The following is a 25,069-nucleotide window of genomic DNA, read 5'->3' on the forward strand; positions in this document are numbered from 1 at the left end:
CGCTGGTCGGCCGTTTGTGGACTCCCGCTGGCGACCGAGATTGCCGGCTGTGCTAGCAGGGCGCGTCGGAGTCACAGCGTAGGCGCTTGTGAAGACGTGCACAAATCGCGATCTTGCCGCTGCGTGGCGCGACAGCACCAGCACCCCCATCCCACAAGATCGATTGAACGGCCTGGTCCGCTCACCGCCGGGGCGATTATTGCTCAATCCCGACTTCTCTGACCAATCCCGCGCCGGCCCTGTCCCGGGTCGTCCCGGCGGTGGTAGGGGCAGCACTACGGAGGAGAGGCGGGGTTTCGGGATGGGGACACCGCGCCCGGCTGCCTAGCCTTTGGGCATGACCGCCGTTGCCGCCACCAGCGACCGACCGACGCTGGCACCGAGCATCCCCCGCCAACTCTTCGTCGACTCCGGGTACGTGGTGCTGGGCCTGCCCCTGGCGGTGGCCAGCTTCGTCCTCCTCGTCGTCGGCCTCGCGGTCGGCATCGGCCTGGTGGTCACGGTGATCGGCCTACCGATCCTCAGCGGCACCCTGTACGCCGCCCGTGGGCTGGCCGACGTCGAGCGGCTGCGGCTGCCCGCGGTGCTCCACCAACCCCGGATCCGGCCGCACTACCGGCTGCCCGAGGCCGGCGCGAACGCCTGGCGGCGGATCTTCGTGCCGATGCGGGACGCCCAGTCCTGGCTCGACCTGGCACACGGCATCCTGCGGCTGATCGCGGCGGTGGGCACCTTCGTGGTGACGGTGTCCTGGTGGGCCGCGGCCATCACCGGCTCGCTCTACTGGGCGTACGACTGGGCGCTGCCCCGGGCCGACGGCGAGGGTGACCAGGACCTGGCGCAGTTGCTCGGCCTGGGCGACTCGACCACCGCCCGGATCGGCCTGTACACCGCGCTCGGGGTGTTCTTCCTGATCACCCTGCCGATCGTGGTGCGGGGCTGCGCGCTGCTGCAGGCCAGCTTCGCCAAGGCCATGCTGACCGGGGTGGCCGAGATGCGCGACCGGATCACCGTGCTGGAGGAGCAGAAACGGGCCGCGGTGTCCGCCGAGGCCTCCGCGCTACGCCGGCTGGAACGGGACATCCACGACGGCCCCCAGCAGCGCCTGGTCCGGCTGGCGATGGACCTCAGCCGAGCCCGGATGCAGCTCGCCTCGGATCCGGAGGCGGCTGGGCGCACCATCGACGAGGCGGTCACCCAGACCCGGGACACGCTGGCCGAGCTGCGGGCGCTGTCCCGGGGCATCGCGCCGCCGATCCTGGTCGACCGGGGTCTGCCCAGCGCCTTGGCGGCGCTCGCGGGGCGCGGGCTGATCCCGATCGAGCTCCAGGTGGACCCGCAGCTCGGCACCCCCGCCGGGCGGCTCGACCCGGCGGTGGAGAACACCGCGTACTTCGTGGTGTCCGAGGCGCTCACCAACGTCGCCAAGCACAGCCGGGCCACCGAGGCCACGGTGGCGGTGGTCCGGCAGGGCACGCACCTGCAGGTACGGGTGGGCGACGACGGGCAGGGCGGGGCGCACCTGGCGAAGGGCCACGGGCTGGCCGGCATCGCCGACCGGGTCCGGGCCGCCGGTGGCGAACTGGTGGTGGTCAGCCCGACCGGCGGCCCCACCGAGATCCGCGCCGAGCTGCCCCTGTGAGCGCCCGGGCACCGCGCCGAGCCGCCCCGACGGGCCGGACGTGGTAGACAACACAGCCATGCGCATCGTGATCGCCGACGACGCCGTCCTGCTCCGGGAGGGGCTGGTCCGGCTGCTGACCGAGAGCGGGCACCAGGTGGTGGCCGCCGTCGGGGACGGTGACGCCCTGGTCGAGGCGGTGGTCGAGCACCGGCCCGACGTGTCGATCGTCGACGTCCGGATGCCGCCGTCGCACACCGACGAGGGGCTGCGGGCCGCGGTGGAGGCGCGCCGGCTGGTGCCGCGTACCCCGATCCTGGTGCTGTCCCAGTACGTCGAGGTCTCGTACGCCGATGATCTGCTCGCCACCACCGGCGGCGCCGGCGGCGGGATCGGCTACCTGCTCAAGGACCGGGTGGCGGCGATCGACGAGTTCCTGGACGCGCTGCGCCGGGTGGCGGGCGGCGGCACGGTGCTCGACCCGGAGGTGGTCGGTCAGCTCTTCGCCCGGCGTCGCCGCGACGACCCGCTGCGCGAGTTGACCCCCCGTGAGCGCGAGGTGCTCGCCCTGATGGCCGAGGGGCGCTCGAACACCGCCATCGCGCGTGCCCTCGTGGTCAGCGACGGCGCGGTGGAGAAGCACGTGCGCAACATCTTCACCAAGCTGACCCTGCCGCCGGACACCGAACAGCACCGGCGGGTGCTGGCCGTCCTCACCTACCTGCGGAACTGACCTCCCGGGCCAGGGCGACAGCGTCGGTGAGGGTGTCGGCCACCGGGTGGCCGGAGGCGCGCAGCCGGGCCGGGTCGGTGAACCCGCCGGTGTAGAGCACGGCCCGGCCGCCGACCGCCACCGCGGCGTCCGCGTCGTCGATGGAGTCGCCGATCAGCACCACCGAGGCGCCGTCCACGCCCAGCTCGGCCAGGTGCCGCTGGAGCGGTTCGGTCTTGCTGCCACCGCCGACCGTGGCCCGCAGCCCGTCGACGCGGGTGAAGTGGCCGGTCAACCCGTACGTGTGCACGGTCGGGACCAGCTCCTCGTGGAACCACATGGACAGCAGACTCTGGCTGCCCGGCCACGCGGCCATCGCGGCACGCGCGTCGGCGGCCAGCTCACAGGTGGTCAGCCCGGTGCGGTACGCCTCGTGGAAGATCTTGTCGAGGCGGCCGAACTCGTCGTCGTCAACGGCCTGCCCGAGCACCTCGGCGTAGTACTCGGCGATCGGCCTGCGGAACCGCACCCGGTGCTCGTCCGGGGTGACCGTCGGCCCGCCCAGGCTCGTGAACACGACGTTGGTGGCGGACACCACCAGACTCAGGTCGTTGAGCAGGGTGCCGTTCCAGTCCCAGACGAGGTGCGGGGGCGCAGGGGTCATCAGAGCACCATAGGCACCCCTCAGAGCTGCGGCGTGGTCAGGTCCCGCAGCAGCCGGTCCTCCTCGACCCGCCAGTAGCCGTGCTCCTTGCCGTCGAGCATCACCACCGGCAGCCGGTCCCCGTACTCCCGTTCCAGCCCCTCGTCGCCGGTGACGTCCCACTCGACCCACTTGTCGCCGGTGACCGCCACGACTCGGTCGAGCGCCGCCTTGGCGTCGTCGCACAGGTGGCAGCCGGGTCGGGTGATCAGCGCGAGTCGGGCGTCAGTTGCCATCGGTTACCTCCGTGCGGTCGGTCGGCGTCGCCGACCGGAGCTGGGTCTTGCGTACCTTGCCGATCGCCGAGTGTGGCAGGGCGTCGACGAACTCGACGGCGGTCGGGCACTTGAACCGGGCCAGGTTCCGCGCGCAGTGGGCGAGCAACTCCTCGCTGGTCACCGGTCGTCCCTGCGCCGGCACCACGTACGCCCGGACAGTCTCGCCGGTTCGCGGGTGCGGCACACCCAGTACCGCCGACTCGGCCACCCCGGGATGCCCGGCGAGCACCAGCTCGACCTCGTGCGGATAGACGTTGAACCCGTTGACGAGGATCAGGTCGCCGAGCCGGTCGACCAGGAAGAGGTCTCCGTCCTCGTCGGCGTACGCGATGTCACCGGTGCCCCACCACCCGTCGGCGGCCGGGCCGCCCCGACCATCGGGCCAGTACCCGGCGAAGAGGTTGGGGCCGGACACCACGATCTGCCCCGGGTCGGTGCCCGGCGCGACGTCGGAGAGGTCCAGCTCATCCGGGTCGTCGTCGGGGACTGCCAGCCCGTCGCGCCACAGCTCCACCCCGTCGGCGTCGACCAGGCGGAGCCGCACACCGGGCAGCGGGCGGCCGATCGAACCGGGCTTGGCCACGCCGCCGACCAGGGTGGAGGTGAGCACCGGCGCGGTCTCGGTGAGGCCGTACCCGATGTGCACCTGATGCCCGGTGACAGCGGTGAAGCGCGCCGCGACAGCGGGTTCGAGCGGTGCCGCGCCACAGACCGCCACCCGCACCGACGCGGTCGCCGCCCGGGCCGCGGCCATGCCGGCCCAGGTCAGGAACATCGACGGTACGCCGACCAGCACGCTGACCCGGTGCCGCGCGATCTCGTCCAGCCCCGCCGTCGGCCCCGGCTCGTCGAGCAGCACGCCGGTGGCGCCGTGGTGCACGACAGCACCGAGCCCCGAGTTGAGCCCGTACGCGTGAAACAGCGGCAACGCGAGGAGAACGGTGTCCGTCGGCCCGACCACCGGCGGTTCGATCTGCGCGACCTGTTCGTGGTTGGCGAGCAGCGCCTGGTGCGACAGCATCGCTCCCTTGGGTCGCCCCTCGGTGCCGGAGGTGTAGAGCAGTACCGCCAGGTCCGCGCCGCCTCGTCGGGGGCGGGGTGCCGGCCCGGGTGCGTCGACGGTCGGTGGCGTGCCGTGCACGGAGGTGAGCGCGGGCAGTTCGGCGGCGATGTCGGCGACCAGACCTCGTACGTGGTCGGTGGCGACGAGCACCGACGCGCCGGAGTCGGCCAGCACGTGTCGGAGTTCCGGGGCGGTGAGGCCGGGGTTGACCGGCACTGTCACCAGCCCGGCCCGCAGGGCACCCAGCCAGGCGATCACGAAGTCCGGCGTGTTGGGCAGTGCGATGGCGACGCGTGGCGGGGTGGCGCCGGGGTCGGTGGGCGGTGCGGCGGCGGACAGGCCGCGGGCTGCGGCGTCCACAGCGGCGTCCAGTTCGGACCAGCTCACTGTGTGCTCGTGCCAGTGCAGCGCGGGCCGGTCGGCCCGGTCGAGGGCCGCCCGGCGGACCCGGTCGGCGAGGTTCGGCGCGGGGCTTTCCGAGAGGTCCGGCACGGTGGTCGAGTCTGGCACAGCGCACGGTGACGGGCCACGCCCGGCGGTCGGGGCGGACCCGCGGGGGCGGCACCGCGACAGTCCCATGCACGGGACTGTCCGGTGTGCCATCGGCGGTCCGATCAGGTCCTGTCAATGGGACGTGCGATGCCGATCAGAGGCAGTTCGGTCGCCCCCACCCGACCGGCCGGCGTGTCGGGCCAACCGAACAGGCGGACGCCTCCCACCTGGGCATCCACCCTGGAACACCGTGCCGACGGAAAGTCAATCGCACACGACGGACAACCGGTCCGCCATCGGTGCGACGGAGCGGGAAATACTTCCGCCTTGTGTAACGGACTTGCCACGCGCGGGTGACGTTGGCCCTATCATCACTCGGGTCGGGTCACCCCATTTGCCGTGAGTCGACACCCCTCAGCCCGAGGAGGCCCCCGTGCCTGTGAGCGCATTGGACCAGCACCTCCAGCGGAACTGCCGCCCGTCGGCAGTTCCCGCGACCGTCCTGCCCGACCGGTCACCCGGTCGGTCCGTCCCGACGAGACCCAGACCGGCCCGGCCGGCAACCGACGGGACGGGGGCAACACGGTGACCACCTTCGGTTACGCGGAACGCCCGGTCGGCCTGACCGGTCAGCCGGCCCGCTCCCACGTCAACGAGCGCCCAGCAGCCCGCGCCCCACTGGACGAGCAGCCCGGCGGCGGCCTGCGGGGTGACGGCACGGCGCATCGGATCCGCAGCCGGCCACATCACAACGAGCCACCACCGCGACCCGCGGTGCCCGGCGGGAACGCGAAGCCGGCCGGCGGCCGGGTGGCCGTACCGTCCCGGCCCGCCATGCCCGTGCAGGGTCGTCGGGTAAGCGACACACCGGCGGTCACCACCGACCCGGCGGCGGGTGAGACAGCGGTGATCCCGGCGGTGCCGGCCACCACCGCCACCACCCCGACCGGTTTCCCGAGCCGACCGGACCCGTCCGACCCGGCCACCGAGGTGTGGACGCTGATCGAGCGGGCCCAGGCCGGCGAGTCCGAGGCGTTCGGTCTGATCTACGACCGGTACGTGGACACCGTCTTCCGGTTCGTCTACTTCCGGGTTGGCAACCGGCAACTCGCCGAGGACCTCACCTCGGACACCTTCCTGCGCGCGCTCAAGCGGATCGGCAGCTTCACCTGGCAGGGCCGCGACCTCGGCGCCTGGCTGGTGACGATCGCCCGCAACCTGGTCGCTGACCACTTCAAGTCGGGCCGGTACCGACTGGAGGTCACCACCGGCGACGTGCTCGACGCCGACCGGGAGGACCGGGGCCCGGAGGGCAGCCCGGAGGCGGCGGTGGTGGAGCACATCACCAACGTCGCGCTGCTCACCGCCGTCAAGCAGCTCAACCCGGAGCAGCAGGAGTGCATAGTGCTCCGCTTCCTCCAGGGCTTCTCGGTCGCCGAGACGGCCCGCGCGATGGGCAAGAACGAGGGAGCCATCAAGGCCCTCCAGTACCGCGCCGTCCGCGCCCTGGCCCGACTGCTGCCCGACGGCTTCCAGCCGTAGGTTGTTACGGCGGGGCCGACGGGCGTCGATCAACGTCCGCGCAGCTCAGGGTCGGTCCCGCCTGGTGATGACCATCACTTTCTGTAATTTCCGCTCCGCCAGGCCCGTAACCCGTGCCCGGCCCGCCGCGTTTCTCCGGGTGCGACCGGTGGATGTCCCGGCAGGTCCGGGTCACCGAGGTCCGACCGGCATGCCGGCGGCACCTCACCTCCGTGGTGTCACACTGCCGCCCGGTCGCTGGCAACGACGGCGGCCGACCGGCCGTGACCAGCGAGAGGAGGTGCCTGCGGTGGACAACACCCTCTTCTCCCGCCGGCGCGCGGAGCGCTTCGCGCAGCTTCTCGACGAGGCCAACGGCGCTCGGCGACACCACGTGCGATCCCGGGTGGACGGCCACCTCGCGCCGCTCGTCGCAGTGGGTCAGCGGCTCAGCGTCGACCCCCCGGCTGTCGAGGTGGACCAGGACTTCCGCACCGGCCTGCGGGCGATGCTGCTCGCGACGGCCGAGCGGGAAGGGCTGGGCAGCACACCGGCGACGGCCGGCGAACCGGCAGCCACGACCACCCGGGGGCGGCTCGCCACCACCCGAGGACGGCTGCTGCCGGCGGTCACCGCCCGGCGGGCCCGAGCCCGGGGCGCGATCCTGGTCGGCATCGCCGCCGGGGCGATCGCCGTCTCCGGGATCTCCGCCGCCAGCGAGAACGCGGTGCCCGGTGACGCGCTGTACGGCATGAAGCGCTCCACCGAACGGGCACAGCTCGCCCTGGCCAGCTCGGACATCAGCCGAGGGCAACTCTTCCTGGACTTCGCCCGGACCAGACTCGGCGAAGCCGCCAAGCTGCGCGGCGACCGGATCGGCTACAGCGCGGTCCTCGACGACATGGACGCCGACACCCGGCAGGGCGTTCGCCTGCTGACCTCGGCCGCTGTGCAACGAGCCGAGCCCGGCAGCCTGGACACCCTCAACACCTTCGTGTCGAGCCAGCGCCGGGCGGTACGCGGCCTGCTCGACGGGAGCACCCGCGTCGACCGGGACCGGACCCACCGGTCACTGCTGCTGCTGGACAGCATCCGGGAACGCTCGGACGACCTGCGCGCGGCAATCGCCTGCGGCCTGCCGGCACCGACCGCCAGCGACGCCCTCGGCCCGGCCCCGAGCGCCTGCCCCGGCGATCGCTGACCCGCGCCCCTATACCGCACGTCCGACCGGCCGCGCCACAGTTCGCTGTGTGCCCGGCCGGTCGACCGTCTGCAGCGGATACCCTCGCCAGGGAGCATCAGTCGCACCGGGAAGGAAGGGAATCGCGTGGCGCGCAGCCGTAAGGTGACGGTCAGCACCGACGCCGAGGGGCACACCGCCGGCTGGGCGGACACCGACCTGGCCCCGGTCAGCGCACCAGACCCGACCGGCGCGGCGTTCTTCGACGTGGACAACACGATGATGCAGGGCGCCTCGATCTACTGGTTCGCCCGTGGGCTCGCCTCCCGGAACTACGTGACCACCGCCGACCTGGCCCGGTTCGCCTGGCAGCAGCTCCGTTTTCGGCTGCTCGCCCGGGAACACGCCGGTGACATGTCACTGGCCAAGGAGGCGGCGCTGGCCTTCGTCGAGGGCTGGCGGGTCAACGAGGTCGAACACCTCGCCGAGGAGATCTTCGACGAGCTGATGGCCCCCCGGATCTGGGCCGGCACCCACCAGCTCGCGCAGCGTCACCTGGACGCCGGTCAGCGGGTCTGGCTGGTCAGCGCCGCCCCCGTCGAGATCGGCCGGGTGATCGCCGCCCGACTCGGCCTGACCGGTGCCATCGGTACGGTGGCCGAGGTGGTGGACGGGGCGTACACCGGGCGGTTGGTGGGTGACCTGATGCACGGACCGGCCAAGGCCGAGGCGGTCACCCAGCTCGCCGCTGTGGAAGGGCTCGACCTGACCCGCTGCGCGGCCTACAGCGACTCGGCGAACGACCTGCCGCTGCTCTCCGTGGTGGGGCGGGCGGTCGCCGTCAACCCGGACGGCGTTCTGCTGCGGCAGGCCCGCCAGCACGGCTGGGAGGTACGGGACTTCCGCACCGGCCGGCGAGCGGTCAAGATCGCCGTACCGTCGACTGCCGCGGCCGGGCTGGTCGCCGGCGCGGTCACCGCCGGCCTGGCCCTCCAGCGCCGCCGGCGCGCCGGCTGAGGACCGCCGGCTACGGGCCGAACGGGTCGGGCCGTCGCTCCAGCAACGTGTGCAGGGTCTGCTGGATGGTCTCCCGCACCTGGTCGGCGAGGTTGAAGACCACCAGCGGGTCATCCGCCGAGTCGGTCAGGTGGGCGGTGGGGATCGGCGGGCAGAACTCGATCAGCCACTTGCTGGGCAGCGGCACCATGCCCAGCGGGCCGAGCAACGGGAACGTCGGCGTGACCGGGAAGTACGGCAGCTTGAGCAGCCGCGCCAGCGGCTTGATGTCGGCGAGCATCGGGTAGATCTCCTCGCCGCCGACAATGGCGACGGGCACGATCGGGGTGCCGGTGCGCAGCGCCGCCGAGACGAACCCGCCCCGCCCGAAGCGTTGCAGCTTGTACCGGTCGGCGTAGAGCTTCCCGATGCCCTTGAAACCCTCCGGGAACACGCCGACCAGATCGCCGCCGCCGAGCAGCCGCTCCGCATCCGGGTTGCAGGCCACCGTGCCGCCGGTCTTGCGGGCCAACTCGGAGACGACAGGCATCCGGAAGACCAGGTCGGCGCCGAGCAACCGCAGGTAACGGTGGGCGGGATGCTTGTCGTGCAGCGCTGCGGAGAGGATCAGGGCGTCCAGCGCCACCGTCCCGGAATGGTTGCCGACCACCAGGGCGGGCCCGTCCACTGGCACATGCTCCACCCCGCTGACCTCGGTGCGGAACCAGTCCCGGTAGAGCACCCGCAGCAACGGGTGGAAGACCGCGTCGGTCAACTCCGAGTCGAACCCGAACTCGTCGACCTCGTAGTCACCGGCGAGCCGCCGGCGCAGAAACGCCAACCCGTTCGCGACCTTGCGGTCCCAGTGGTCCCCCGGCCGGTCCGCCACCGCCGGCCCGGTGCCCGCGCGCAGCCCGGCGTCGACCCGGTCGGCCGGAGTCGGGGGCGCTGCCGGGGTCGGGGTCGGCGCGGCCTGCGCGGCCGGCCGGTGTCCGTTGCGCCGCGCCGGCTCCGCATCCGGCCCGGGCACCTGCTGAGGTACGTCGAAACGCCCGACCGACTGCGGGTCGCGCCCCTCCTCCGGTGCACTCACAGCGCCACCTCTGTTCGCGACTGCGGGGCTCGCAAACCCGGCTCACTCCTCGCGCTCACGATGACCGCTCCCGCATGGCTGATCGGACCTGCCGGATGCCGTCCAGGACGAGTTTCTCGGCGGCGGCCAGCTGATCCCGGGTGACCACCACCCCGCCGTGATGGGCGCGGATGAAGTCCTCGAAGGCGGCGGCTGTCGACCGGGGTGTGAAGCCGTACTCCTGCTCCAGCCGGCTGGTGTCGACCACCCGGCCGTGCACGAAGAGGTCGACCTGGTCCAGGCCGTAGCGGCCGAAGCCCATGGTGCGGGCCAGCGCGGCGGCCCCCGACAAACCCGGCTCCAGCACCGGCACGGCGACCCGGCCGGCCCGCCGGATCGCCTGGGACAGCGACAGCACCCCCGGACCAGCGACGTTGTACGTGCCCGGATGGTCCTCCACGATCGACCGGTGCAGCACCTCCAACGCGTCGTCGAAGTGCAGGAACTGCAGGCGGGGGTCGCGGCCGAAGACCGTCGGCACGAACGGCTGCGAGAAGTAACGGGTCAGCGTGGTGTCGGCGGTCGAGCCGATGAACGGGGCGAAGCGCAGCACCGTGGCGGTGACGTCGGGCCGGCGGCGCCGGAAGCCACGGACGTACCCCTCCAGGTCGAGGATGTCGCGGCCGAAACCGCCGCGCGGCACCTCGCGGGGCTCGGTCTCCTCGGTGAAGACCGCAGGATCCCGGAACGACACCCCGTACGCGGCGGTCGACGAGCGGACCACGAGCTTGCGCAGCCGGGGTGCCCGCTGGCAGGCGGCGAGCATCTGCATGCTGCCGATGACGTTCTGGTCCTTCATCGCGGACCGGCCGCCGTGCTGCGGGTCGGGTGAGGTGACCAGCGCGAGGTGCACCACCGCGTCGACGTCCAGGTCGGCGAGGAGGCCACCGAGCGCTCCGCTGTCGACGCGGATCCGTTCGACCCGGTCCAGCAGGTCGGGGAACTCGGTGCCGGCGTCCGGTGCGTCCACCCCGATGACCCGTTCGATGCGGGGGTCGGCGGCCAGTCGGGCCGCCACGTGGGCACCCAGGTAACGGCCCACTCCGGTGACGACGACGACCCCCGGAGCACCTGAGGTGCCACCGGGGGTCATCTGACGCACCTACGCCGGCAGGATGGACCGAGCCGGGACGACCACGGCCTGATCACCTGAGCCTCCGGAGGTCGACAGTTTGGCAAGCGACGCACGCCGGGCGCTGAGCCCGGCGGCGATCACTTGCCGAGACGGCGACGCTGGACGCGGGTCTTGCGCAGCAGCTTGCGGTGCTTCTTCTTAGCCATGCGCTTACGGCGCTTCTTGACCACCGAGCCCATACGACAGCCTTTCGATACAACGTGCGGGGCGGACCGGATGACACCACGCAGGTGGCGACGGCGACCGCTTGCGGACAACGGACCGGACCAGTCTGGGCGGCGGGGCGCACCTGTGGGGTCTCGGTCGGGCTCCAGGGTAGCCGGAGGGCGTCAGCCGGACCAACGCGCCCCCGTCGCGGCCGCCTCAGGTCCACGACTGCGCGGCTCGCGATCTCACTCCGTACGCTCACCGATGCCGGTCAGCGGGCGGTGTGGTGGTGGCTCAGGCGGTTTCCTGAAACGCACCCCGGAGATATTCGTGCACCGCGTGCTCGGGCACCCGGAACGACCGGCCGACCCGGACGGCGGTGAGCTCACCGCTGTGCACCAGGCGATAGACAGTCATCTTCGACACCCGCATGACCGTCGCCACCTCCGCGACGGTCAGGAACTTGACCTCCGACAGCCGTCCGTCGGACTGTGACCCGGCCATGGCTCACCGACCCATCCCATGCCCGGCGCGTGCCAACCCGACGGATGCTCCGGGCCGGGCCGGCGACGCGCGTGTTACCAGTACGGTAGCGGGGCGGTTGTGACCGGCGCGATCCCTTCGTGCAACTGATCATGTTTCGGTGGCCGGTTCACCCGATCCGTGCTCCCGGTATCCGCCCGTGCGCGTGCACCGTCCGGTTGTTCCGGCGGTGCTCATTCGGTGCGCAGCGCGACGACCGGGTCGAGGCGGCCGGCGCGCTGCGCGGGAACCACCCCGAAGACGATGCCCACCACCGCCGACACGCCGAAGGCGAGCGCCAGCGACCACCAGGTGATCGCGGCCGGGATCGGCGACAGCGCGTCGACCAGCAGAGCGGTTCCCACGCCCAGCGCCATTCCGGTGACCCCGCCGATCGTGGTGAGCAGCACCGCTTCCAGCAGGAACTGCACGCCGATGTCGCGGGGACGCGCGCCGACGGCCTTGCGCAGCCCGATCTCCCGGGTCCGCTCCCGGACGCTGACCAGCATGATGTTGGAGACGCCGACGCCGCCGACGAGCAGTGAGATGCCGGCGATGGCGGCCAGCACACCGGTGAGGACACCGAGGATGTCGCCGAGCACGCCGAGGATCTGCTGCTGGGTGACGGCGCTGAACTCGGTGTCCGGGTGGCGGCGGTTCAGCTCGGCGACGATCCGTTCGCCCAGCTCGTCGATGCGCTCCCGGTCCGGTGCCTTCACCGCGATGCCGTCGATCCGCTGGGTGCCCCAGAGTCGCTGCGCGGCGGTCACCGGCACGTGCACCTCGTCGTCCCGGTCGACGCCGAGGCTCTGCCCGAGCGGCGCGAACACCCCGATCACCCGGAACCGCACCCCGGCGAGTGCCACCTGCTGGCCGAGCGGGTCCCGGTCGGGGAAGAGCGCGCGGGCGACCGAGTCGCCGAGCACCGCCACCCGTCGACTGGTGTCCACGTCGGTGCCGGTGAGGTAGCGTCCCCGGGCCAGCGACCTGGTGAACACCGCCGGGGTGGTCTCCAGGACGCCCTGCACGGTGGTGAAGTCGGAACGGCCGCCGGCCCGCGCTGTCGCCCCGGACGCGACGGTGACCGCCACCCGTTCGGGGTCACCGACGACCCGGTTGACGGCGTCCACGTCCTTGAGGGTCAGCGGCGACACGACCGGCGCGTTGCCCACCTCGATCCGACCGGGTACGACCAGCAGCAGGTTGGAGCCGAGGCCCTCGACCTGTTGCTCGACCTTCTGTTTCGTGCCGGTGCCGATGGCCACCAGCAGCACCACCGAGGCCACCCCGATGATGACCCCGAGCATGGTCAGCGCGCTGCGCAGCCGGTTGGCCCGCAGGGCGTCCAGCGCCACCCGCCACGCCTCGGCGACCCTCACGTCGTACCCCCGGGACGCTCGGCTGCGCGCTCACCGACAGCCGCGTCGCGTGCCTCACGCGGGTCGGCGTCGCGCGGGTCGGCCTGTGGCCGCTCGGCCTCGCGCGGAAGGCGCCCGGTGGCTCCGGCGGCGCCACCGGAGCCACCGGACGGGTGCCCCGGGCCGCTTCCGGACGCGGACCGGGGCTCCGCGCTGGGAGCGGGGACCAGTGTCGCAGGTCGACCGTGATCAACGGACGGCGGTCGATCATGGGCGGAGTGCGGGTCGGTGTCCGCGCCCGGCGGGCGTGCGCTGTCCGCCACGACCACCCCGTCGCGCATGGTGATCCGACGGTGGGCGCGGGCCGCCACCTCCTGGTCGTGGGTGACCATCACCAGCGCCACCCCGGACTCCTCGTTCAACTGCTCCAACAGCTCCAGCACGGCGGCACCGGTGACGCTGTCCAGGTTGCCGGTGGGTTCGTCGGCCAGCAGCACCGTCGGCTCGGTGACCAACGCGCGGGCGATGGCCACCCGCTGCTGCTCACCGCCGGACATCTGGTTGGGCCGGTGGTCCAGCCGGTGCCCGAGACCGACCCGGCCGAGCATCGCCGCCGCCCGTTCCCGCCGCTGCCGGGCCGACACCCCCCGGTAGACCAGGGGCAGGGCCACGTTCTCCACCGCCGAGGTACGCGGCAACAGGTGGAACGCCTGGAAGACGAAGCCGATCGTCTCGTTGCGCAGGGTCGCCATCTCCGGCGGGGCGAGGGCGTTGACGTCCCGCCCGCCGATCACCAGGCGGCCACCGGTGGGCCGGTCCAGCCCACCGAGCAGGTGCATGAGGGTGGACTTGCCCGAGCCGGACGGCCCGACCAGGGCCACGTAGTCCCCCGGCCGCACGGTCAACGACACCCCACGCAGCGCCGCCACCGACACCCCGTCGAGCTGGTACGTCCGGGAGACGTCCACCGCCTCGATGGCCGGGGCACGCTCCCCGCCGTGCGGACCTGAAGCGGCGGGTTCGGTCACCGGACTTCCTGGCCGTCGCGGACCTGGTCAGCACCGCGCACCACGATCCGGTCGCCGGGTTGCACCCCGTCGAGGATCTGCACCAGGTCGGACCCCTGGACGCCCACCGTCACCGACGCCCGGCCGGCCTTGCCGTCGCGGACCACCCAGACCGCGTCCCGGCCGTCGGCGGAGAACACCGCCGAGGCGGGGACGGTCACCGCGTCGACAGCCTCGCGTACCCGCAGGCGAACGATCGCGTTCATGCCGGGGCGGGGCGTCGGGGCCGGCTCGTCCTCGGCCAGCTTTCCGGCACCCAACGCCAGGCGTACCCGATAGGTGACCCCGCCCTGCGCGGAGTTGGTGGGCAGCACGTCGACCGACCGGACTGTGGCGTCGTAGCTGGCGCCGGTGACGGCGTCCAACTCGACAGTTGCCGGCACGCCGGCCTTGACCAGCAGTACGTCGGTCTCGTCCACCTCGGCGAGCAGACCCAACTGCCCGGTGTCCACCACTGTCAGCACCGGCGCTCCGGCGGTGACCAGCCCGCCAACCGCGACCGCGTCGTCCACCCCGGCCGGCGGCCCACTCTGGTTGGGAGTCAGCGCGGACGGGTCGAGGCCAGCGCCCCCGGCCTGCTCCAACAGCCCGGCCAGACCGGCGTTCGCCCCGCCGCCGGCCCGGGTGCCACCCGGCTGCACCACACCCGCGATCGGGGCGCGCAGCGTCAACGCGTCGACACTCGCCTTCGCCAGGTCGTACGCCTGCTGGGCCTGGAGCCGTTGCGCCGCGGAGAGCGCGCCGACGGCGGAGCTCAACCCGTTGATCCCCCGCTGGACCGCCCGGACCGCCTGGTCGGCGCTGCGCGCGGCGGCGGTGTACTGCTTCTGCGCGGATGTCACCTGGGTCAACAGCGCATCCCGCAGCTGCGGGTCGGAGATCTTGTCGGCGGCCTTGCGGGCGGCATCGAACGCCTCGTTGGCGGCCTTGTCGGTGCCGCGCCGGCTGCTGGTCAGGTTTCCCGCTCCGACGCCCCGGCCGGCGCGCTTCGCGGCGGACAGGGCCTCCTTCGCCTGCCGCAGGCGCTGCTGCGCGCTCGGCGAGTCGACAACGGCCAGCACCTGACCGCGCTTGACCCGCTGTCCAGGCTGGACGCGCAGGCTGGACAGGGTGCCGTCGGCGGGAGCGGTGACGGTGGCGGCGGCACGGGCCGTCACGGTGGCCGGGGCGTCGATCACCTCGGTGACCGGGTTACGGGCGGCCGACGCCAACGCGAGGTCGGGGCCTTCGTCGCCGCAGGAGGCGGCAGTGGTGGCGGTGAGAACGACGACGGCGGTCAGGGCGACGAGCAGGCGGGGCCGCGTGGTGCCGGCGGGCCGTGACGACTGAGGGCGGCGCACCCCATCGATGGTACGGCGTGCCCTCGCACCACCTCTGAGCTGCGTCAGCCGGCGGTGGCGCGGACGTAGGCGACGCACTCGTCGTGCAGTGTCGACCACTGCTCGCCGAACGCTTTCTCGGACGCCACGTCGAGGGTTCTGCCGTCGTGCACCACGGTCTTGAAGAAGGTGAGCAGCCGCAGCGGCCCGTACCTGTCGACGAGGTGCCGGACGGCCAGGTAGCCGATGCCGTAGCTGCCGGCGACCCGTTCGGCCGGGGCATCGTCAGCGGGGTTGACGCCCTCCAACTTGCCGTCCCAGCCGCCCCGGACCATCTTGCGGACGTCGGCGACTCCTTCGTACCTGTCGACCGCCTGGCCGCCGGCACCGGCGAACTCGGCCAGCCCCTCCACCAACCACCAGGTGAGCTTGCCGGGGTAGCCACGCTCCGGCAACGACGCCGCGTGGGTCAGCTCGTGCCGCAGGAGGTCGTCGGTGCCGCTGTTGGTGAGCCCTTCGGCGTTGAGCACCACCTCGTGGTGGCCGCCGCCCACTGTCACCGCGTAACCGCCGGTCCATTCTGGGCGTTCCCCGCCGTACCAGCGCTGCCACTCGGTGCGCCCGGCGTAGAAAATCCGGTAGCGGTCCGGCGGTGACCCGGTCACCGCGTACCCGTCGGCGACCTTGGCCGCCGCCTCGGCCTGGGCGAGCAGGCCGGGTAGTTTGCCGCGCAGCGCCGGGGTGGTGGCGACGATGGTCCGCGCGCCGACGGCGACCGCCAGGTCGCTGATCTCCCACGGTCGGGTGCCGGTCTCCACCGACTTGGATTCCTCCATGGCGACCATCAGGGGCTGGTCACCGTTCTCCCGCCACCGGGTGCCGATCAGCACCGGGCTGGGTCGACAGTTCGGCGTGACGAAGCAGTACTGGAAGCGCACCAGCAGCCGCCACTCGCCGGGCTTGCCGATGATCGGCACGGGCAGACCACTCGGCTCGGCCCGCCACCCGGTCACCTTCAGCTCGCGGAGTGCGGCGAAGCGTCGGCGCAGGTCGTTGTGGGCGACGGGGTCGGCGACGGCGAGAAAACCGGCGCGGTCGCCACCGAGGAGCGCCGCGGACTGACGGTGCAGCTGGGCGGTGATCCGGTCGGACAACCCGCGGGCCACGGCGGTGGCCGGATCGTCGGCAGCCGAGGCACCGACCCGGCTGACGGTGGGGCGCGCGCCTGTCTCCCGGATCACTCCGACGACGAGCGCCGCCGGCAGGCCGCAGCCCAGCAGCAGGAACACCACCACGAGCACCGTCCACAGCGGCCAGAGCCGCCGTGGTGCTGGCCGCTGCACCTCGTCAGTCACCCGCCGAAGGGTACGACCAATACCTGGACACGGCGAGGCCGCCCCGGCCGCCGGCTCACGCGCCGGTGCCCGGCCAGGAGCGGAAGGAGATGTCCATGCTCGCGATCAACTGCTGGTACGAGCGGTCGACGTCGCGGGGCAGACCGAACCCACCGGCGGCCTCCAGGGTCACGAAGCCGTGCAGGGCGCTGCGCAGCGCGCGGGTGGCGTCCACCGCGTCGTCACCGGTGAGCCCGTAGCCCCGAAGGACCGCGACGACGGCACCGACGGCGCGTTCGCCGGCCTCGACGTGCTCCGGGTCGGCCGGGTCGGGCACCCGTTGGGTGGCCGGGTAGCGACCGGGGTGTCGGTGGGCGTAGCCACGGTAGGCGTTCGCCATGGCCCGGAGCGCGTCGCCACCGGAGCGGCCGACGGCGGCGGTGGTCATCTCGGTGGCCAGCTCGGCGGTGGCCAGTGCGGCAAGCTTCTGGGCCAGCGCGTCCGCCCCCCGCACGTGCTTGTAGAGGCTGGGCAGCGCGACACCGAGCCGGTTGGCGAGCGCGGCGAGGGTGAGCTGTGAGAAGCCGACCTCGTCGGCCAGCCGGGCGGCCTCCCGCACCACTGTCTGCTGGTTGAGGCCGACCCTAGGCACCGGCGCACACCGCCAGGAAACCGAGCAGCTCCTCGGCGGTGCGCTGCGGCTGGTCGGCGTGCGGGTAGTGGCCGGACTCCCCGATCATCCGGGCTTCGGCGGTGCCGAAGAGCCGCCGGGCGGCTCGTGCCTCGGCTCCCGGGTCGGGGAAGTCCGGGTCCTTGGACCCCATCAGCACCAGCACCGGTTGCCGCACCTGCGGGGCGCGGCTGGTCCAGTGTGGCTCGGCCGGTGCGATCACGCCGCGGGTCGCGGCCATCCGGCCGGGCTCGCGGAGGTTGGCCACCATCGAACGACGGTAGGCCGCGTCGTCGGCGGGTCGGCGCACCGGGAACAGGGTGTTGTGGAACATCCCGAACAGTCGGGGGCTGTGCAGCACGGACCACATCGCCATCCGCAGCAACGGGTTGAGCTTCGGTTGGCCAACGAACGCGCCGATCTGCACGATGCCGGTGACCAGCTCGGGCGCATCGGTGGCGGCGAAGACCACCGCCGCCGCGGCGGACGAGCTGCCGACCAGCACGGCCGGGCCGGCGTCGAGGTCGCGGACCACGGCGAGCAGGTCCGCGCCGACCTCCGCCGGGGCGTACGTGGGCCAGCCGGCACTGGACTGCCCGTGGCCCCGGACGTCGACCGAGGCGACCCGGTGACCGGCGGCCACCAGCAGGGGCACGAGGTGCCGGAAGCTCGCCCTGTTCTCTCCCATGCCGTGCGCGAGGACGACAAGCGGCCCCTCGCCCTGCACCTCGTACGCGATGTGTCCACCGTCCCGCCACACCTGGCTAGCTGTCATAGCCTTAAAGCTAAGTCGCTTAGCCGAGTTTGGCAAGCCGGATAGCCGAACGGGCCGGCGGTGACCCGAGCGGTCGCCGCCGGCCCGTCGGCCGAATCGGAGAAGTTACTTCTTGGAGATCAGGGCGCGGCCGAAGAAGACCAGGTTGGCGGGGCGCTCGGCGAGCCGACGCATCAGGTAGCCGTACCACTCGTCGCCGTACGGGACGTAGGTGCGCACCGTGTAGCCCTCGCCGGCCAGCCGGGCCTGCTCCTCGGGGCGGATGCCGTAGAGCATCTGGAACTCGAAGCGCTCCGGCCCCCTGTCGAACCACCGGGCCCGGTCCTCACCGATGGCGATCATCCGCGGGTCGTGGGTGGCCAGCATCGGGTACCCGTCGCCGGACATCAGGATGTTCATGCAGCGCACGTACGACTTGTCCACCTCGCGGGCCGACTGGTACGCCACCGACTCCGGCTCCTTGTAGGCGCCCTTGCACAGCCGCACCCGCGACCCGGCCGAGGAGAGCTCCCGGCAGTCCGACTCGGTCCGGCGCAGGTACGCCTGGAGCACCGCGCCGGTCGACGGGAAATCCTTGCGCAGCCGGCTCAGCACCTCCAACGTCGAGTCGGTGGTGGTGTGGTCCTCCATGTCCAGGGTGACGGTGGTGCCCGCCGCGTCGGCAGCCGCGCAGATCGCCCGCGCGTTGTCGTACGCCAACTGCTCGTCGAACATCTGGCCGAGGGCGGAGAGCTTCACGCTGACCTCGGCGGCCGGGGTGAGCCCCGCACCGGCGAGCATCTTCAGCAACTTCAGGTACTCGTCGCGGGTGGCGGTGGCCTGCTCGGGGGTGACGGTGTCCTCACCGAGGTGGTCGAGGGTGACCGCGAGGCCGTCGTCGACGAGCCCGCGGGTCGCGCGCAACGCGTCGTCGGTGGCGGCGCCGGCGACGAACCGGCGGACGACGTCCCGGGTGTACGGGGCGGTCGCGACGAGCCGCTCGACCTGGGATGACCGGGAGGCGGCGAGGATGACGGAACGGAGCATGAGCCGAGCGTAACGCCCCTGCCAGGGCCCCCGCCGAGGGGCGGCGGGGGCACTTCGACCCGGGGCGGGGCGGCGGCGGTGGCGTCGATCGGCTACAACGATGCCGTGGACCAACGCCCCCGCCGCCGGCTCCGATCGGCCTCCGTGCAACTCGGCGCGCTCACCGCTCTCGCGCTCGCCCTCTCCGGCTGCAACATGACCTCGGACGACGACGATGACGACGACTGCGCCCTCGGGCCGGTCGGCGGCGGCGAAACCGTCGCGCTGGCGATGCGGGTCAGCGACCCGGCCGCCGGCCGCACCGCCCCGGAACCGGCCACGACGGCCCTGCCCGAGCGCGGCGGGTTCGGCACCCACCTCGCCGCCTGCGGCGGCTGACGTGCGCCGCGAGACGGTCACCCCGCGCACCGACTGGGACGCCACCATCCGCTCCCAGGGGCTGGTCTACGTCGACACCGAACTGCCCGACGGCGGGATCATGTCGTACTGGGACGAGACCGCCGCGTACGCCTTCGACCTGGACGAGGTGCTGCGGCTGGAGGAGGCCACCGAGGAACTGCACCGGATGTCGGTGGCCGCCGCCGAGCACGTGGTGGCGCGGCGCCGGTACGCCGAGTTCGGCATCCCGCAGTGGGCGGCCGAGGCGGTGGCCCGGTCGCTGCGGGAGGCGCCACCGACCCTCTACGGGCGCTTCGACCTCGCGTACGACGGCACCTGGCCCCCGAAGATGTTGGAGTACAACGCCGACACCCCCACCGCGCTGGTCGAGGCGAGCATCATCCAGTGGTACTGGCTGGAGGACACCCAGCCGGATCTGGACCAGTGGAACAGCCTGCACGAACGGCTGGTCGGCGCCTGGGCCAAGATCGGGGCGGGGCTGCACGACCCGCTGGTGCACGTGCTCTGGTCGAACGAGGAGGAGTCCGGAGAGGACCACATGACCGCCGGCTACCTCGCCGAGACCGCCCGGCAGGCCGGCCTGAACGTCGAGTTGCAGCCCATCCAGGAGATCGGCTGGGACGGCCGACGTTTCGTCGACGCCGACGACCGCCCGGTGACCACCTGCTTCAAGCTCTACCCGTGGGAGTGGATGCTGGCCGAGCCGTACGGGCCGGCGGCCCTGGCCCCGGGCACCCCGACCACCTGGATCGAGCCGGCATGGAAACTGCTGCTCTCCAACAAGGCGCTGCTCGCGGTCCTCTGGGAGCTGTACCCCGGCCACGAGTACCTGCTCCCGGCGTATCTCGACTCGCCGCGCGGCATGCCGGAGTACGTCGCCAAGCCACTGCTCGGCCGCGAGGGCGGTTCGGTGCGCATCGTCACCGCCGGCGAGGAGATCACCAACCCGGGCATCTACGGCGACGAGGGCTGGTGCTACCAGGAGTTCCGGGCGTTGCCCCAGTTCGCCGGCAACCGGATGGTGCTGGGCAGCTGGATCGTCGACGGCGAGTCGGCCGGAGTGGGGGTGCGGGAGAGCGCCAGTCTGATCACCGACGGCTACGCGCGGTTCCTGCCGCACTACATCGACGCGCCACGCACCCGCTGAGTCGTCTACCGTTGGGGCGTGAACTTCGACGCGTACGCCCGGACCGGCGTTGACCTGGTCAACGCCCGCCTGGACGACCTCGACGACCTGCGGGCCCTCTTCCCCGACGAGAACGCCTGGATGCGCGACGAGGTCGCGGACCGGGACGTCGCGATCTTCCGCCGGGCCCAGAAGCGGTTGCGCGACGTCTTCGAGTACGGCACCTCGGGGCGGGACGCCCAGGCGGTCACCGAGCTGAACGCGCTGCTGGAGGCGTTCCCGGTGCAGCCGCGCATCTCCGGGCACGACTCCAGCGACTGGCACATGCACGTGACCAGCCGGGGCGCCTCGGTCAGCGCCGAATACCTGGCCGGCGCGGTCTGGGGGCTGTCGGTCTGGCTCTGCGAGTACGGCAGCGCCCGGTTCGGGGTCTGCGCCGACGAGCGGTGCGGCAACGTCTACCTGGACACGTCGTCCAACTGCTGCCGGCGGTTCTGCTCGGAGCGGTGCGCCACCCGCTCGCACGTGGCGGCGCACCGGGCCCGCAAGCGGGCCGCGGTCGGCGAGCAGGTGACTGTCGCAGCCCAGCCGACCGCCGGCGTCGACTCCCTCTCACCGGTCAGCTGACACCGCCACCGCCCTCTCGTGGGGGGCGGACGGGTCAGACGTCGACAGGTGACTGGGCGGTCAGGTGCTGGCGGGCGAACTCCAGCGCGGCGCGCAGGTCCGCCTCGCGCACCGCGCGGCTCTTCGCGCCCCGGGTGGCGACCTCCACCGCCACCGACCCGGTGAAACCCCGGCCGGCCAGCGAGGAGAGCAGCTCCCCGCACGGCTGGGTGCCGCGCCCGGGCACCAGATGCTCGTCGCGACCCTCGCCGGTGCCGTCACCGAGGTGCACGTGCGCCAGCCCGGCACCCATCCGGTCGGCCATCTCCAGGGGGTCGCTGTGCGAGGCCGCGCAGTGCGACAGATCCAGCGTGTACGACGGGTAGCCGGCGTCGGTCGGATCCCAGCCGGGCACGTACGGGACGAACTGTCGACCCGCCATCCGCACCGGGTACATGTTCTCCACCGCGAAGCGCAGCCCGGTGAACCGGTCCGCGACGGTCGCCAGGCCCTCGGCGAAGTTGCGCGCGTAGTCCCGCTGCCAGCTGAACGGTGGGTGCACCACGACGGTCGGCGCGCCAAGCGTCTCGGCCAGCTCGGCGGCCTTGCGCAGGCGCTCCCACGGGTCCGGGCTCCACACCCGCTGGGTGACCAGCAGGCAGGGCGCGTGCACCGAGAGCACCGGGACGTCGTAGTGCGTGGAGAGGCCGCGCAGCGCGCCCGCGTCCTGGCTGACCACGTCGGTCCAGACCATCACCTCGACGCCGTCGTAGCCGAGCGCCGCGGCCAGTTGGAACGCCGCCGCGGTCGGCTCGGGAAAGACCGACGAGCTGGACAGGAGCACGGGAACGCGGGAAGTCACATCAGCCAGCGTAGCCCGGCGACGCCGGGGGCATCGTGACGAGCGCCGGCAAACAGCCCCAAAACGGTCGTGGGGTCAGATCGGCTCAAGTTGATCGAGTCGACGGAGGATGACACCCTCCCGCAGCGCCCACGGGCAGATGTCCAGCGAATCCAGATCCAGACGGCGCATCACCGCCTCGGCGACCACGGCACCGGCCAGCAACTGGTGGGCCCGACCCGCGCTGACCCCCTCCAGCTCCATCAACTGCGCCGGTGGGATGTGCCGGATGAAGCCGATGACCTGTCGAAGGCCGGCCCGGGTCAGACTGCGCCGCGCCCACAGCCCGGCACCGGACGGGGCCGCCCCGGCCAGCCGGGCCAGGGTCCGGAACGTCTTCGAGGTGGCCACCGCCCGACCCCAGCCCACCTCCGTCATCTGGTCGACGACCTTGTCGAGCCGGCCGTCCACGTACTCCCGGAGCTTGTCGACGGCCTCCGCCGACGGCGGGGCCGCACTGGCCGGATCGACCCGCAGCCGCTCGCGGGTCAGCCGGCCCGCACCGAGCGGAAGAGAGACCGCGACGTCCGGGTCCTCGTCGATGCCGGCGGCGATCTCCAACGAGCCACCACCGATGTCCAGCACCAGCAGCCGGCCCGCGGACCAACCGAACCACCGCCGTACGGCCAGGAAGGTCATCCGCGCCTCGTCCGCGCCGGAGAGCACCGCCAGGCGTACGCCGGTCTCGTCGCGGACCCGGGCCAGCACGTCGGCCGCGTTGGTGGCGTCGCGCACCGCTGACGTGGCGAACGCGATCAGGTCGTCGGTCGCCAGCCCGGTGGCCGCCGCCTTCGCCATGCCCACCGCCTTGACCAGGCCGTCCGCACCCGCCTCGGTCAGTGCGCCGTCGGGGCCGATCTGCTCGGCCAGCCGGAGCACCACCTTCTCGGAGTGCGCCGGCCACGGGTGCGCCCCGTGGTGCGCGTCCACCACCAGGAGGTGCACAGTGTTGGATCCGACGTCAAGGACACCCAGTCGCATGGTGAAGACCCTAGGTGCAACACGTTTGCGCGGCTCACCGACCTGCGGACGGCACCGCGCGTACGCTGGGCCGAGTGACGATGGAGCTCCGTGTGCTGGTGGACGACCCGGGTGACCCGCGTAGCCGTGAGGTGCCCCTGGACTTCCCTCGGGAGTGGATCGAGTTCACCGACCCCGCCGACGAGGCGCACCTGATCCGGGCCGACCTGACCTGGTTGCTCTCCCGCTGGACCTGCATCTTCGGCAAGGGCTGCCACGGCATCATCGCCGGCCGAGCCGCGGACGGTTGCTGCTCACACGGCGCGTTCTTCACCGACTCGGACGACGAGAAGCGGGTCCGCAACGCCGTCCGGCGGCTCACCCCGTCGACCTGGCAGCACTTCCGGCGCGGGTTCAAGAACTGGACCGACGAGGACACCATCGACGGCAAGAACCCGGCCCGCCGCACCGCCACCCAGGGCGCCGACGGTCCGTGCGTCTTCCTCAACGACGCCGACTTCGCCGGCGGGGGCGGTTGCGCGCTGCACGCGCAGGCGCTGCGCGACGGGGTGCACCCCTTGGAGTACAAGCCGGACGTCTGTTGGCAGCTGCCGATCCGCCGTGACCAGGACTGGGTGAAGCGACCGGACAACAGCAAGGTGCTGGTCTCCACGCTGTCCGAGTTCGACCGGCGGGGCTGGGGAGCCGGCGGGCACGACCTGGACTGGTGGTGCACGTCCTCGACGGACGCGCACGTCGGCGCCGAGCCCATGTACCTGTCGTACGGGCCGGAGCTGACCGCTCTGATCGGCGCTGCCGCGTACGAGCGGCTGGCCGAGCTGTGCGCGACCAGGACGAGGCAGGGCATGATCGCCCCGCACCCCGCCGACGAGATCTAGCGGTCTCGGTACGGTTCACCTGGCTGCGACGCCTCCGCCTGACGACGGCCCGGCACAGCGACGCCACGGGCTTCGGCGGCGTCGCGAACGAGATCATCGGACGCCTCGCCACACTGCTCGCCCGCCCGCCTGAAGAGCGATGCCACAGCGCCCGTAGCGGGGGAGCCAGTGATATGGGATGCGAAGCCTTTGGAGCTGACTCGTTTACGACATCGGCCAGGACGGCCTCGGCCCGGCCGGCGTCGGCCCGGCCGGCGTCGGCCCGGCCGGCGTCGGCGGATGACTCGTTTGTGACATCAGCTCCAAAGGATCCCACCACCGGACTCGCATCCCCGGGCACAGGTGGCTGGGCCCCCGAAACTGGCTCGCTGAGCAGGCGCAAACAGGCCGAAGGGGGCCCGCGTCGAGCGCGGGCCCCCTTCGGGTACGCCGATCACGGCTCGAACTTGTAGCCCAGGCCCCGGACGGTCACGATGAATCGCGGCGCGGACGGCTCCGGCTCGATCTTCGAGCGCAGCCGCTTGACGTGCACGTCGAGCGTCTTGGTGTCACCGACGTAGTCGGCACCCCAGACCCGGTCGATGAGCTGGCCTCGGGTGAGCACCCGGCCGGCGTTGCGCAGCAGCAGCTCCAGCAGTTCGAACTCCTTCAGCGGCAGCTGCACCGCACCGCCGTCGACGGTCACCACGTGCCGTTCGATGTCCATCCGCACCGGGCCGGCGGCCAGCGTCGGCGCACCCGCCTCCGCCACCTCCGGGCTCTGCCGGCGCAGCACCGCCCGGATCCGGGCGACCAGTTCCCGAGGCGAGTACGGCTTCGTCACGTAGTCGTCGGCACCGATCTCCAGCCCGACCACCTTGTCGATCTCGCTGTCCCGGGCGGTGACCATGATGATCGGCACGGCAGAGCGTTGCCGCAACTGCCGGCAGACCTCGGTGCCCGACATCTCGGGCAACATCAGGTCGAGCAGCACGATGTCGGCGCCGGTCCGGTCGAACTCGGTGAGAGCGTCGGTGCCGGTCGCGGCGACCGAAACCTCAAAGCCCTCCTTACGGAGCATGTACGACAAGGCGTCGGAGAACGACTCCTCGTCCTCGACCACGAGAACGCGGCTCAACGGGGATTTC

At 72.4% G+C, this 25,069-nt stretch carries 26 protein-coding genes; 9 read left to right on the forward strand and 17 right to left on the reverse strand.

What is annotated here, in order from left to right:
- Positions 1–337: 337 nt before the first annotated feature.
- Entirely contained in the window at positions 338–1,642 is a 1,305-nt protein-coding gene (locus tag KBX26_RS04545) for a sensor histidine kinase (protein ID WP_030329746.1), read from the forward strand.
- Between the two features lie 58 nt (positions 1,643–1,700).
- Complete coding sequence (locus tag KBX26_RS04550) at positions 1,701–2,354, forward strand: response regulator transcription factor (RefSeq protein ID WP_030329744.1); 654 nt, start codon at positions 1,701–1,703, stop codon at positions 2,352–2,354.
- On the opposite strand, the gene KBX26_RS04555 is transcribed toward KBX26_RS04550, so the two are convergent.
- The 3 genes from KBX26_RS04555 to KBX26_RS04565 are packed head-to-tail and all read right to left on the reverse strand — an operon-like array spanning position 2,335 to position 4,956.
- Positions 2,335–2,997 (reverse strand): HAD family hydrolase, encoded by a 663-nt coding sequence (locus KBX26_RS04555; RefSeq protein WP_030329742.1) that lies wholly within the window; start codon positions 2,995–2,997, stop codon positions 2,335–2,337. The genes KBX26_RS04550 and KBX26_RS04555 overlap by 20 nt on opposite strands.
- Before the next feature lie 20 nt (positions 2,998–3,017).
- Complete coding sequence (locus tag KBX26_RS04560) at positions 3,018–3,272, reverse strand: glutaredoxin family protein (protein ID WP_030329740.1); 255 nt, start codon at positions 3,270–3,272, stop codon at positions 3,018–3,020.
- Complete coding sequence (locus KBX26_RS04565; RefSeq protein WP_210864801.1) at positions 3,262–4,956, reverse strand: AMP-binding protein; 1,695 nt, start codon at positions 4,954–4,956, stop codon at positions 3,262–3,264. The genes KBX26_RS04560 and KBX26_RS04565 overlap by 11 nt, the downstream gene beginning before the upstream one ends.
- 498 nt (positions 4,957–5,454) lie before the next feature.
- Here KBX26_RS04565 and KBX26_RS04570 point away from each other — a divergent pair, with 498 nt between their 5' ends.
- The 3 genes from KBX26_RS04570 to KBX26_RS04580 all read left to right on the forward strand — a co-directional run bounded on the left by KBX26_RS04570 (position 5,455) and on the right by KBX26_RS04580 (position 8,587).
- Positions 5,455–6,411 carry an ECF subfamily RNA polymerase sigma factor, BldN family gene (locus KBX26_RS04570; protein ID WP_030329736.1) on the forward strand — a complete coding sequence of 319 codons (957 nt, stop codon included), beginning with the start codon at positions 5,455–5,457 and terminating at the stop codon, positions 6,409–6,411.
- 289 nt (positions 6,412–6,700) lie between these two features.
- Positions 6,701–7,591: a DUF5667 domain-containing protein gene (locus KBX26_RS04575; protein WP_210859078.1), complete on the forward strand. Its 891-nt coding sequence runs from the start codon at positions 6,701–6,703 to the stop codon at positions 7,589–7,591.
- 126 nt (positions 7,592–7,717) lie between these two features.
- Positions 7,718–8,587 carry an HAD family phosphatase gene (locus KBX26_RS04580; RefSeq protein WP_030329732.1) on the forward strand — a complete coding sequence of 290 codons (870 nt, stop codon included), beginning with the start codon at positions 7,718–7,720 and terminating at the stop codon, positions 8,585–8,587.
- 10 nt (positions 8,588–8,597) lie between these two features.
- Here the strand turns inward: KBX26_RS04580 and KBX26_RS04585 are convergent, their stop codons facing one another.
- The 11 genes from KBX26_RS04585 to KBX26_RS04635 form a co-directional block, all read right to left on the reverse strand.
- Positions 8,598–9,479, reverse strand: coding sequence for a lysophospholipid acyltransferase family protein (locus KBX26_RS04585; protein ID WP_210859084.1), 882 nt, complete (start codon positions 9,477–9,479; stop codon positions 8,598–8,600).
- A gap of 235 nt (positions 9,480–9,714) precedes the next feature.
- Complete coding sequence (locus KBX26_RS04590; RefSeq protein ID WP_030329729.1) at positions 9,715–10,791, reverse strand: NAD-dependent epimerase/dehydratase family protein; 1,077 nt, start codon at positions 10,789–10,791, stop codon at positions 9,715–9,717.
- Between the two features lie 119 nt (positions 10,792–10,910).
- Positions 10,911–11,012, reverse strand: coding sequence for a 30S ribosomal protein bS22 (locus KBX26_RS04595; protein WP_007465623.1), 102 nt, complete (start codon positions 11,010–11,012; stop codon positions 10,911–10,913).
- A gap of 262 nt (positions 11,013–11,274) precedes the next feature.
- Positions 11,275–11,484: a helix-turn-helix domain-containing protein gene (locus KBX26_RS04600; protein WP_007465625.1), complete on the reverse strand. Its 210-nt coding sequence runs from the start codon at positions 11,482–11,484 to the stop codon at positions 11,275–11,277.
- A 212-nt stretch (positions 11,485–11,696) separates the two neighbouring features.
- Positions 11,697–12,881 carry an ABC transporter permease gene (locus tag KBX26_RS04605; RefSeq protein ID WP_210864802.1) on the reverse strand — a complete coding sequence of 395 codons (1,185 nt, stop codon included), beginning with the start codon at positions 12,879–12,881 and terminating at the stop codon, positions 11,697–11,699.
- Positions 12,878–13,888, reverse strand: coding sequence for an ABC transporter ATP-binding protein (locus tag KBX26_RS04610; protein WP_307857747.1), 1,011 nt, complete (start codon positions 13,886–13,888; stop codon positions 12,878–12,880). Before KBX26_RS04610 ends, KBX26_RS04605 begins: the two co-directional genes overlap by 4 nt.
- Positions 13,885–15,267, reverse strand: coding sequence for an efflux RND transporter periplasmic adaptor subunit (locus tag KBX26_RS04615; RefSeq protein ID WP_210864803.1), 1,383 nt, complete (start codon positions 15,265–15,267; stop codon positions 13,885–13,887). The genes KBX26_RS04610 and KBX26_RS04615 overlap by 4 nt, the downstream gene beginning before the upstream one ends.
- Before the next feature lie 44 nt (positions 15,268–15,311).
- Positions 15,312–16,601 carry a hypothetical protein gene (locus KBX26_RS04620; protein ID WP_030329715.1) on the reverse strand — a complete coding sequence of 430 codons (1,290 nt, stop codon included), beginning with the start codon at positions 16,599–16,601 and terminating at the stop codon, positions 15,312–15,314.
- A 55-nt stretch (positions 16,602–16,656) separates the two neighbouring features.
- On the reverse strand, positions 16,657–17,232 hold the full coding sequence (locus tag KBX26_RS32915) for a TetR/AcrR family transcriptional regulator (protein WP_030329713.1): 576 nt from the start codon (positions 17,230–17,232) through the stop codon (positions 16,657–16,659).
- Positions 17,225–18,025 carry an alpha/beta fold hydrolase gene (locus tag KBX26_RS04630; RefSeq protein WP_030329711.1) on the reverse strand — a complete coding sequence of 267 codons (801 nt, stop codon included), beginning with the start codon at positions 18,023–18,025 and terminating at the stop codon, positions 17,225–17,227. The genes KBX26_RS32915 and KBX26_RS04630 overlap by 8 nt, the downstream gene beginning before the upstream one ends.
- Positions 18,026–18,130: 105 nt before the next feature.
- Positions 18,131–19,051, reverse strand: coding sequence for a proline dehydrogenase family protein (locus KBX26_RS04635; RefSeq protein ID WP_030329709.1), 921 nt, complete (start codon positions 19,049–19,051; stop codon positions 18,131–18,133).
- Positions 19,052–19,156: 105 nt separating this feature from the next.
- Between KBX26_RS04635 and KBX26_RS04640 the strand changes: the two genes are divergently transcribed.
- The 3 genes from KBX26_RS04640 to KBX26_RS04650 are packed head-to-tail and all read left to right on the forward strand — an operon-like array spanning position 19,157 to position 21,203.
- Positions 19,157–19,429: a hypothetical protein gene (locus KBX26_RS04640; RefSeq protein WP_245233557.1), complete on the forward strand. Its 273-nt coding sequence runs from the start codon at positions 19,157–19,159 to the stop codon at positions 19,427–19,429.
- A 1-nt stretch (position 19,430) separates the two neighbouring features.
- Positions 19,431–20,597, forward strand: coding sequence for a glutathionylspermidine synthase family protein (locus KBX26_RS04645; RefSeq protein ID WP_210864804.1), 1,167 nt, complete (start codon positions 19,431–19,433; stop codon positions 20,595–20,597).
- A gap of 18 nt (positions 20,598–20,615) precedes the next feature.
- A complete protein-coding gene (locus KBX26_RS04650; RefSeq protein ID WP_030329704.1) occupies positions 20,616–21,203 on the forward strand; it encodes a CGNR zinc finger domain-containing protein in 588 nt (195 codons plus the stop codon).
- 34 nt (positions 21,204–21,237) lie between these two features.
- Here KBX26_RS04650 and KBX26_RS04655 read toward each other — a convergent pair whose 3' ends face one another.
- Positions 21,238–22,044, reverse strand: a complete 807-nt coding sequence (locus tag KBX26_RS04655) for a sugar phosphate isomerase/epimerase (protein ID WP_081883736.1) — start codon at positions 22,042–22,044, stop codon at positions 21,238–21,240.
- 75 nt (positions 22,045–22,119) lie between these two features.
- Positions 22,120–23,064 carry a Ppx/GppA phosphatase family protein gene (locus KBX26_RS04660; protein WP_030329700.1) on the reverse strand — a complete coding sequence of 315 codons (945 nt, stop codon included), beginning with the start codon at positions 23,062–23,064 and terminating at the stop codon, positions 22,120–22,122.
- 80 nt (positions 23,065–23,144) lie between these two features.
- Here KBX26_RS04660 and KBX26_RS04665 point away from each other — a divergent pair, with 80 nt between their 5' ends.
- A complete protein-coding gene (locus tag KBX26_RS04665) occupies positions 23,145–23,942 on the forward strand; it encodes a hypothetical protein (protein WP_210864928.1) in 798 nt (265 codons plus the stop codon).
- A 433-nt stretch (positions 23,943–24,375) separates the two neighbouring features.
- Here KBX26_RS04665 and KBX26_RS04670 read toward each other — a convergent pair whose 3' ends face one another.
- Entirely contained in the window at positions 24,376–25,059 is a 684-nt protein-coding gene (locus KBX26_RS04670) for a response regulator transcription factor (RefSeq protein WP_030329696.1), read from the reverse strand.
- Positions 25,060–25,069 lie beyond the last annotated feature (10 nt).

Origin of the sequence: Micromonospora sp. C97, from assembly GCF_018070385.1 — a bacterium.
Classification (GTDB): domain Bacteria; phylum Actinomycetota; class Actinomycetes; order Mycobacteriales; family Micromonosporaceae; genus Micromonospora; species Micromonospora parva.

Excerpts from the sequence above, each read along its gene's own strand:
- KBX26_RS04555 (WP_030329742.1), bottom strand. The coding sequence starts at position 2,997 with ATGACCCCTGCGCCCCCGCACCTCGTCTGGGACTGGAACGGCACCCTG.
- KBX26_RS04630 (WP_030329711.1), bottom strand. The coding sequence starts at position 18,025 with ATGACAGCTAGCCAGGTGTGGCGGGACGGTGGACACATCGCGTACGAG.
- KBX26_RS04590 (WP_030329729.1), bottom strand. The coding sequence starts at position 10,791 with ATGACCCCCGGTGGCACCTCAGGTGCTCCGGGGGTCGTCGTCGTCACC.
- KBX26_RS04545 (WP_030329746.1), top strand. The coding sequence starts at position 338 with ATGACCGCCGTTGCCGCCACCAGCGACCGACCGACGCTGGCACCGAGC.
- KBX26_RS04665 (WP_210864928.1), top strand. The coding sequence starts at position 23,145 with ATGGAGCTCCGTGTGCTGGTGGACGACCCGGGTGACCCGCGTAGCCGT.
- KBX26_RS04660 (WP_030329700.1), bottom strand. The coding sequence starts at position 23,064 with ATGCGACTGGGTGTCCTTGACGTCGGATCCAACACTGTGCACCTCCTG.
- KBX26_RS04565 (WP_210864801.1), bottom strand. The coding sequence starts at position 4,956 with ATGGGACTGTCGCGGTGCCGCCCCCGCGGGTCCGCCCCGACCGCCGGG.
- KBX26_RS04600 (WP_007465625.1), bottom strand. The coding sequence starts at position 11,484 with ATGGCCGGGTCACAGTCCGACGGACGGCTGTCGGAGGTCAAGTTCCTG.
- KBX26_RS04560 (WP_030329740.1), bottom strand. The coding sequence starts at position 3,272 with ATGGCAACTGACGCCCGACTCGCGCTGATCACCCGACCCGGCTGCCAC.
- KBX26_RS04595 (WP_007465623.1), bottom strand. The coding sequence starts at position 11,012 with ATGGGCTCGGTGGTCAAGAAGCGCCGTAAGCGCATGGCTAAGAAGAAG.
- KBX26_RS04550 (WP_030329744.1), top strand. The coding sequence starts at position 1,701 with ATGCGCATCGTGATCGCCGACGACGCCGTCCTGCTCCGGGAGGGGCTG.
- KBX26_RS04635 (WP_030329709.1), bottom strand. The coding sequence starts at position 19,051 with ATGCTCCGTTCCGTCATCCTCGCCGCCTCCCGGTCATCCCAGGTCGAG.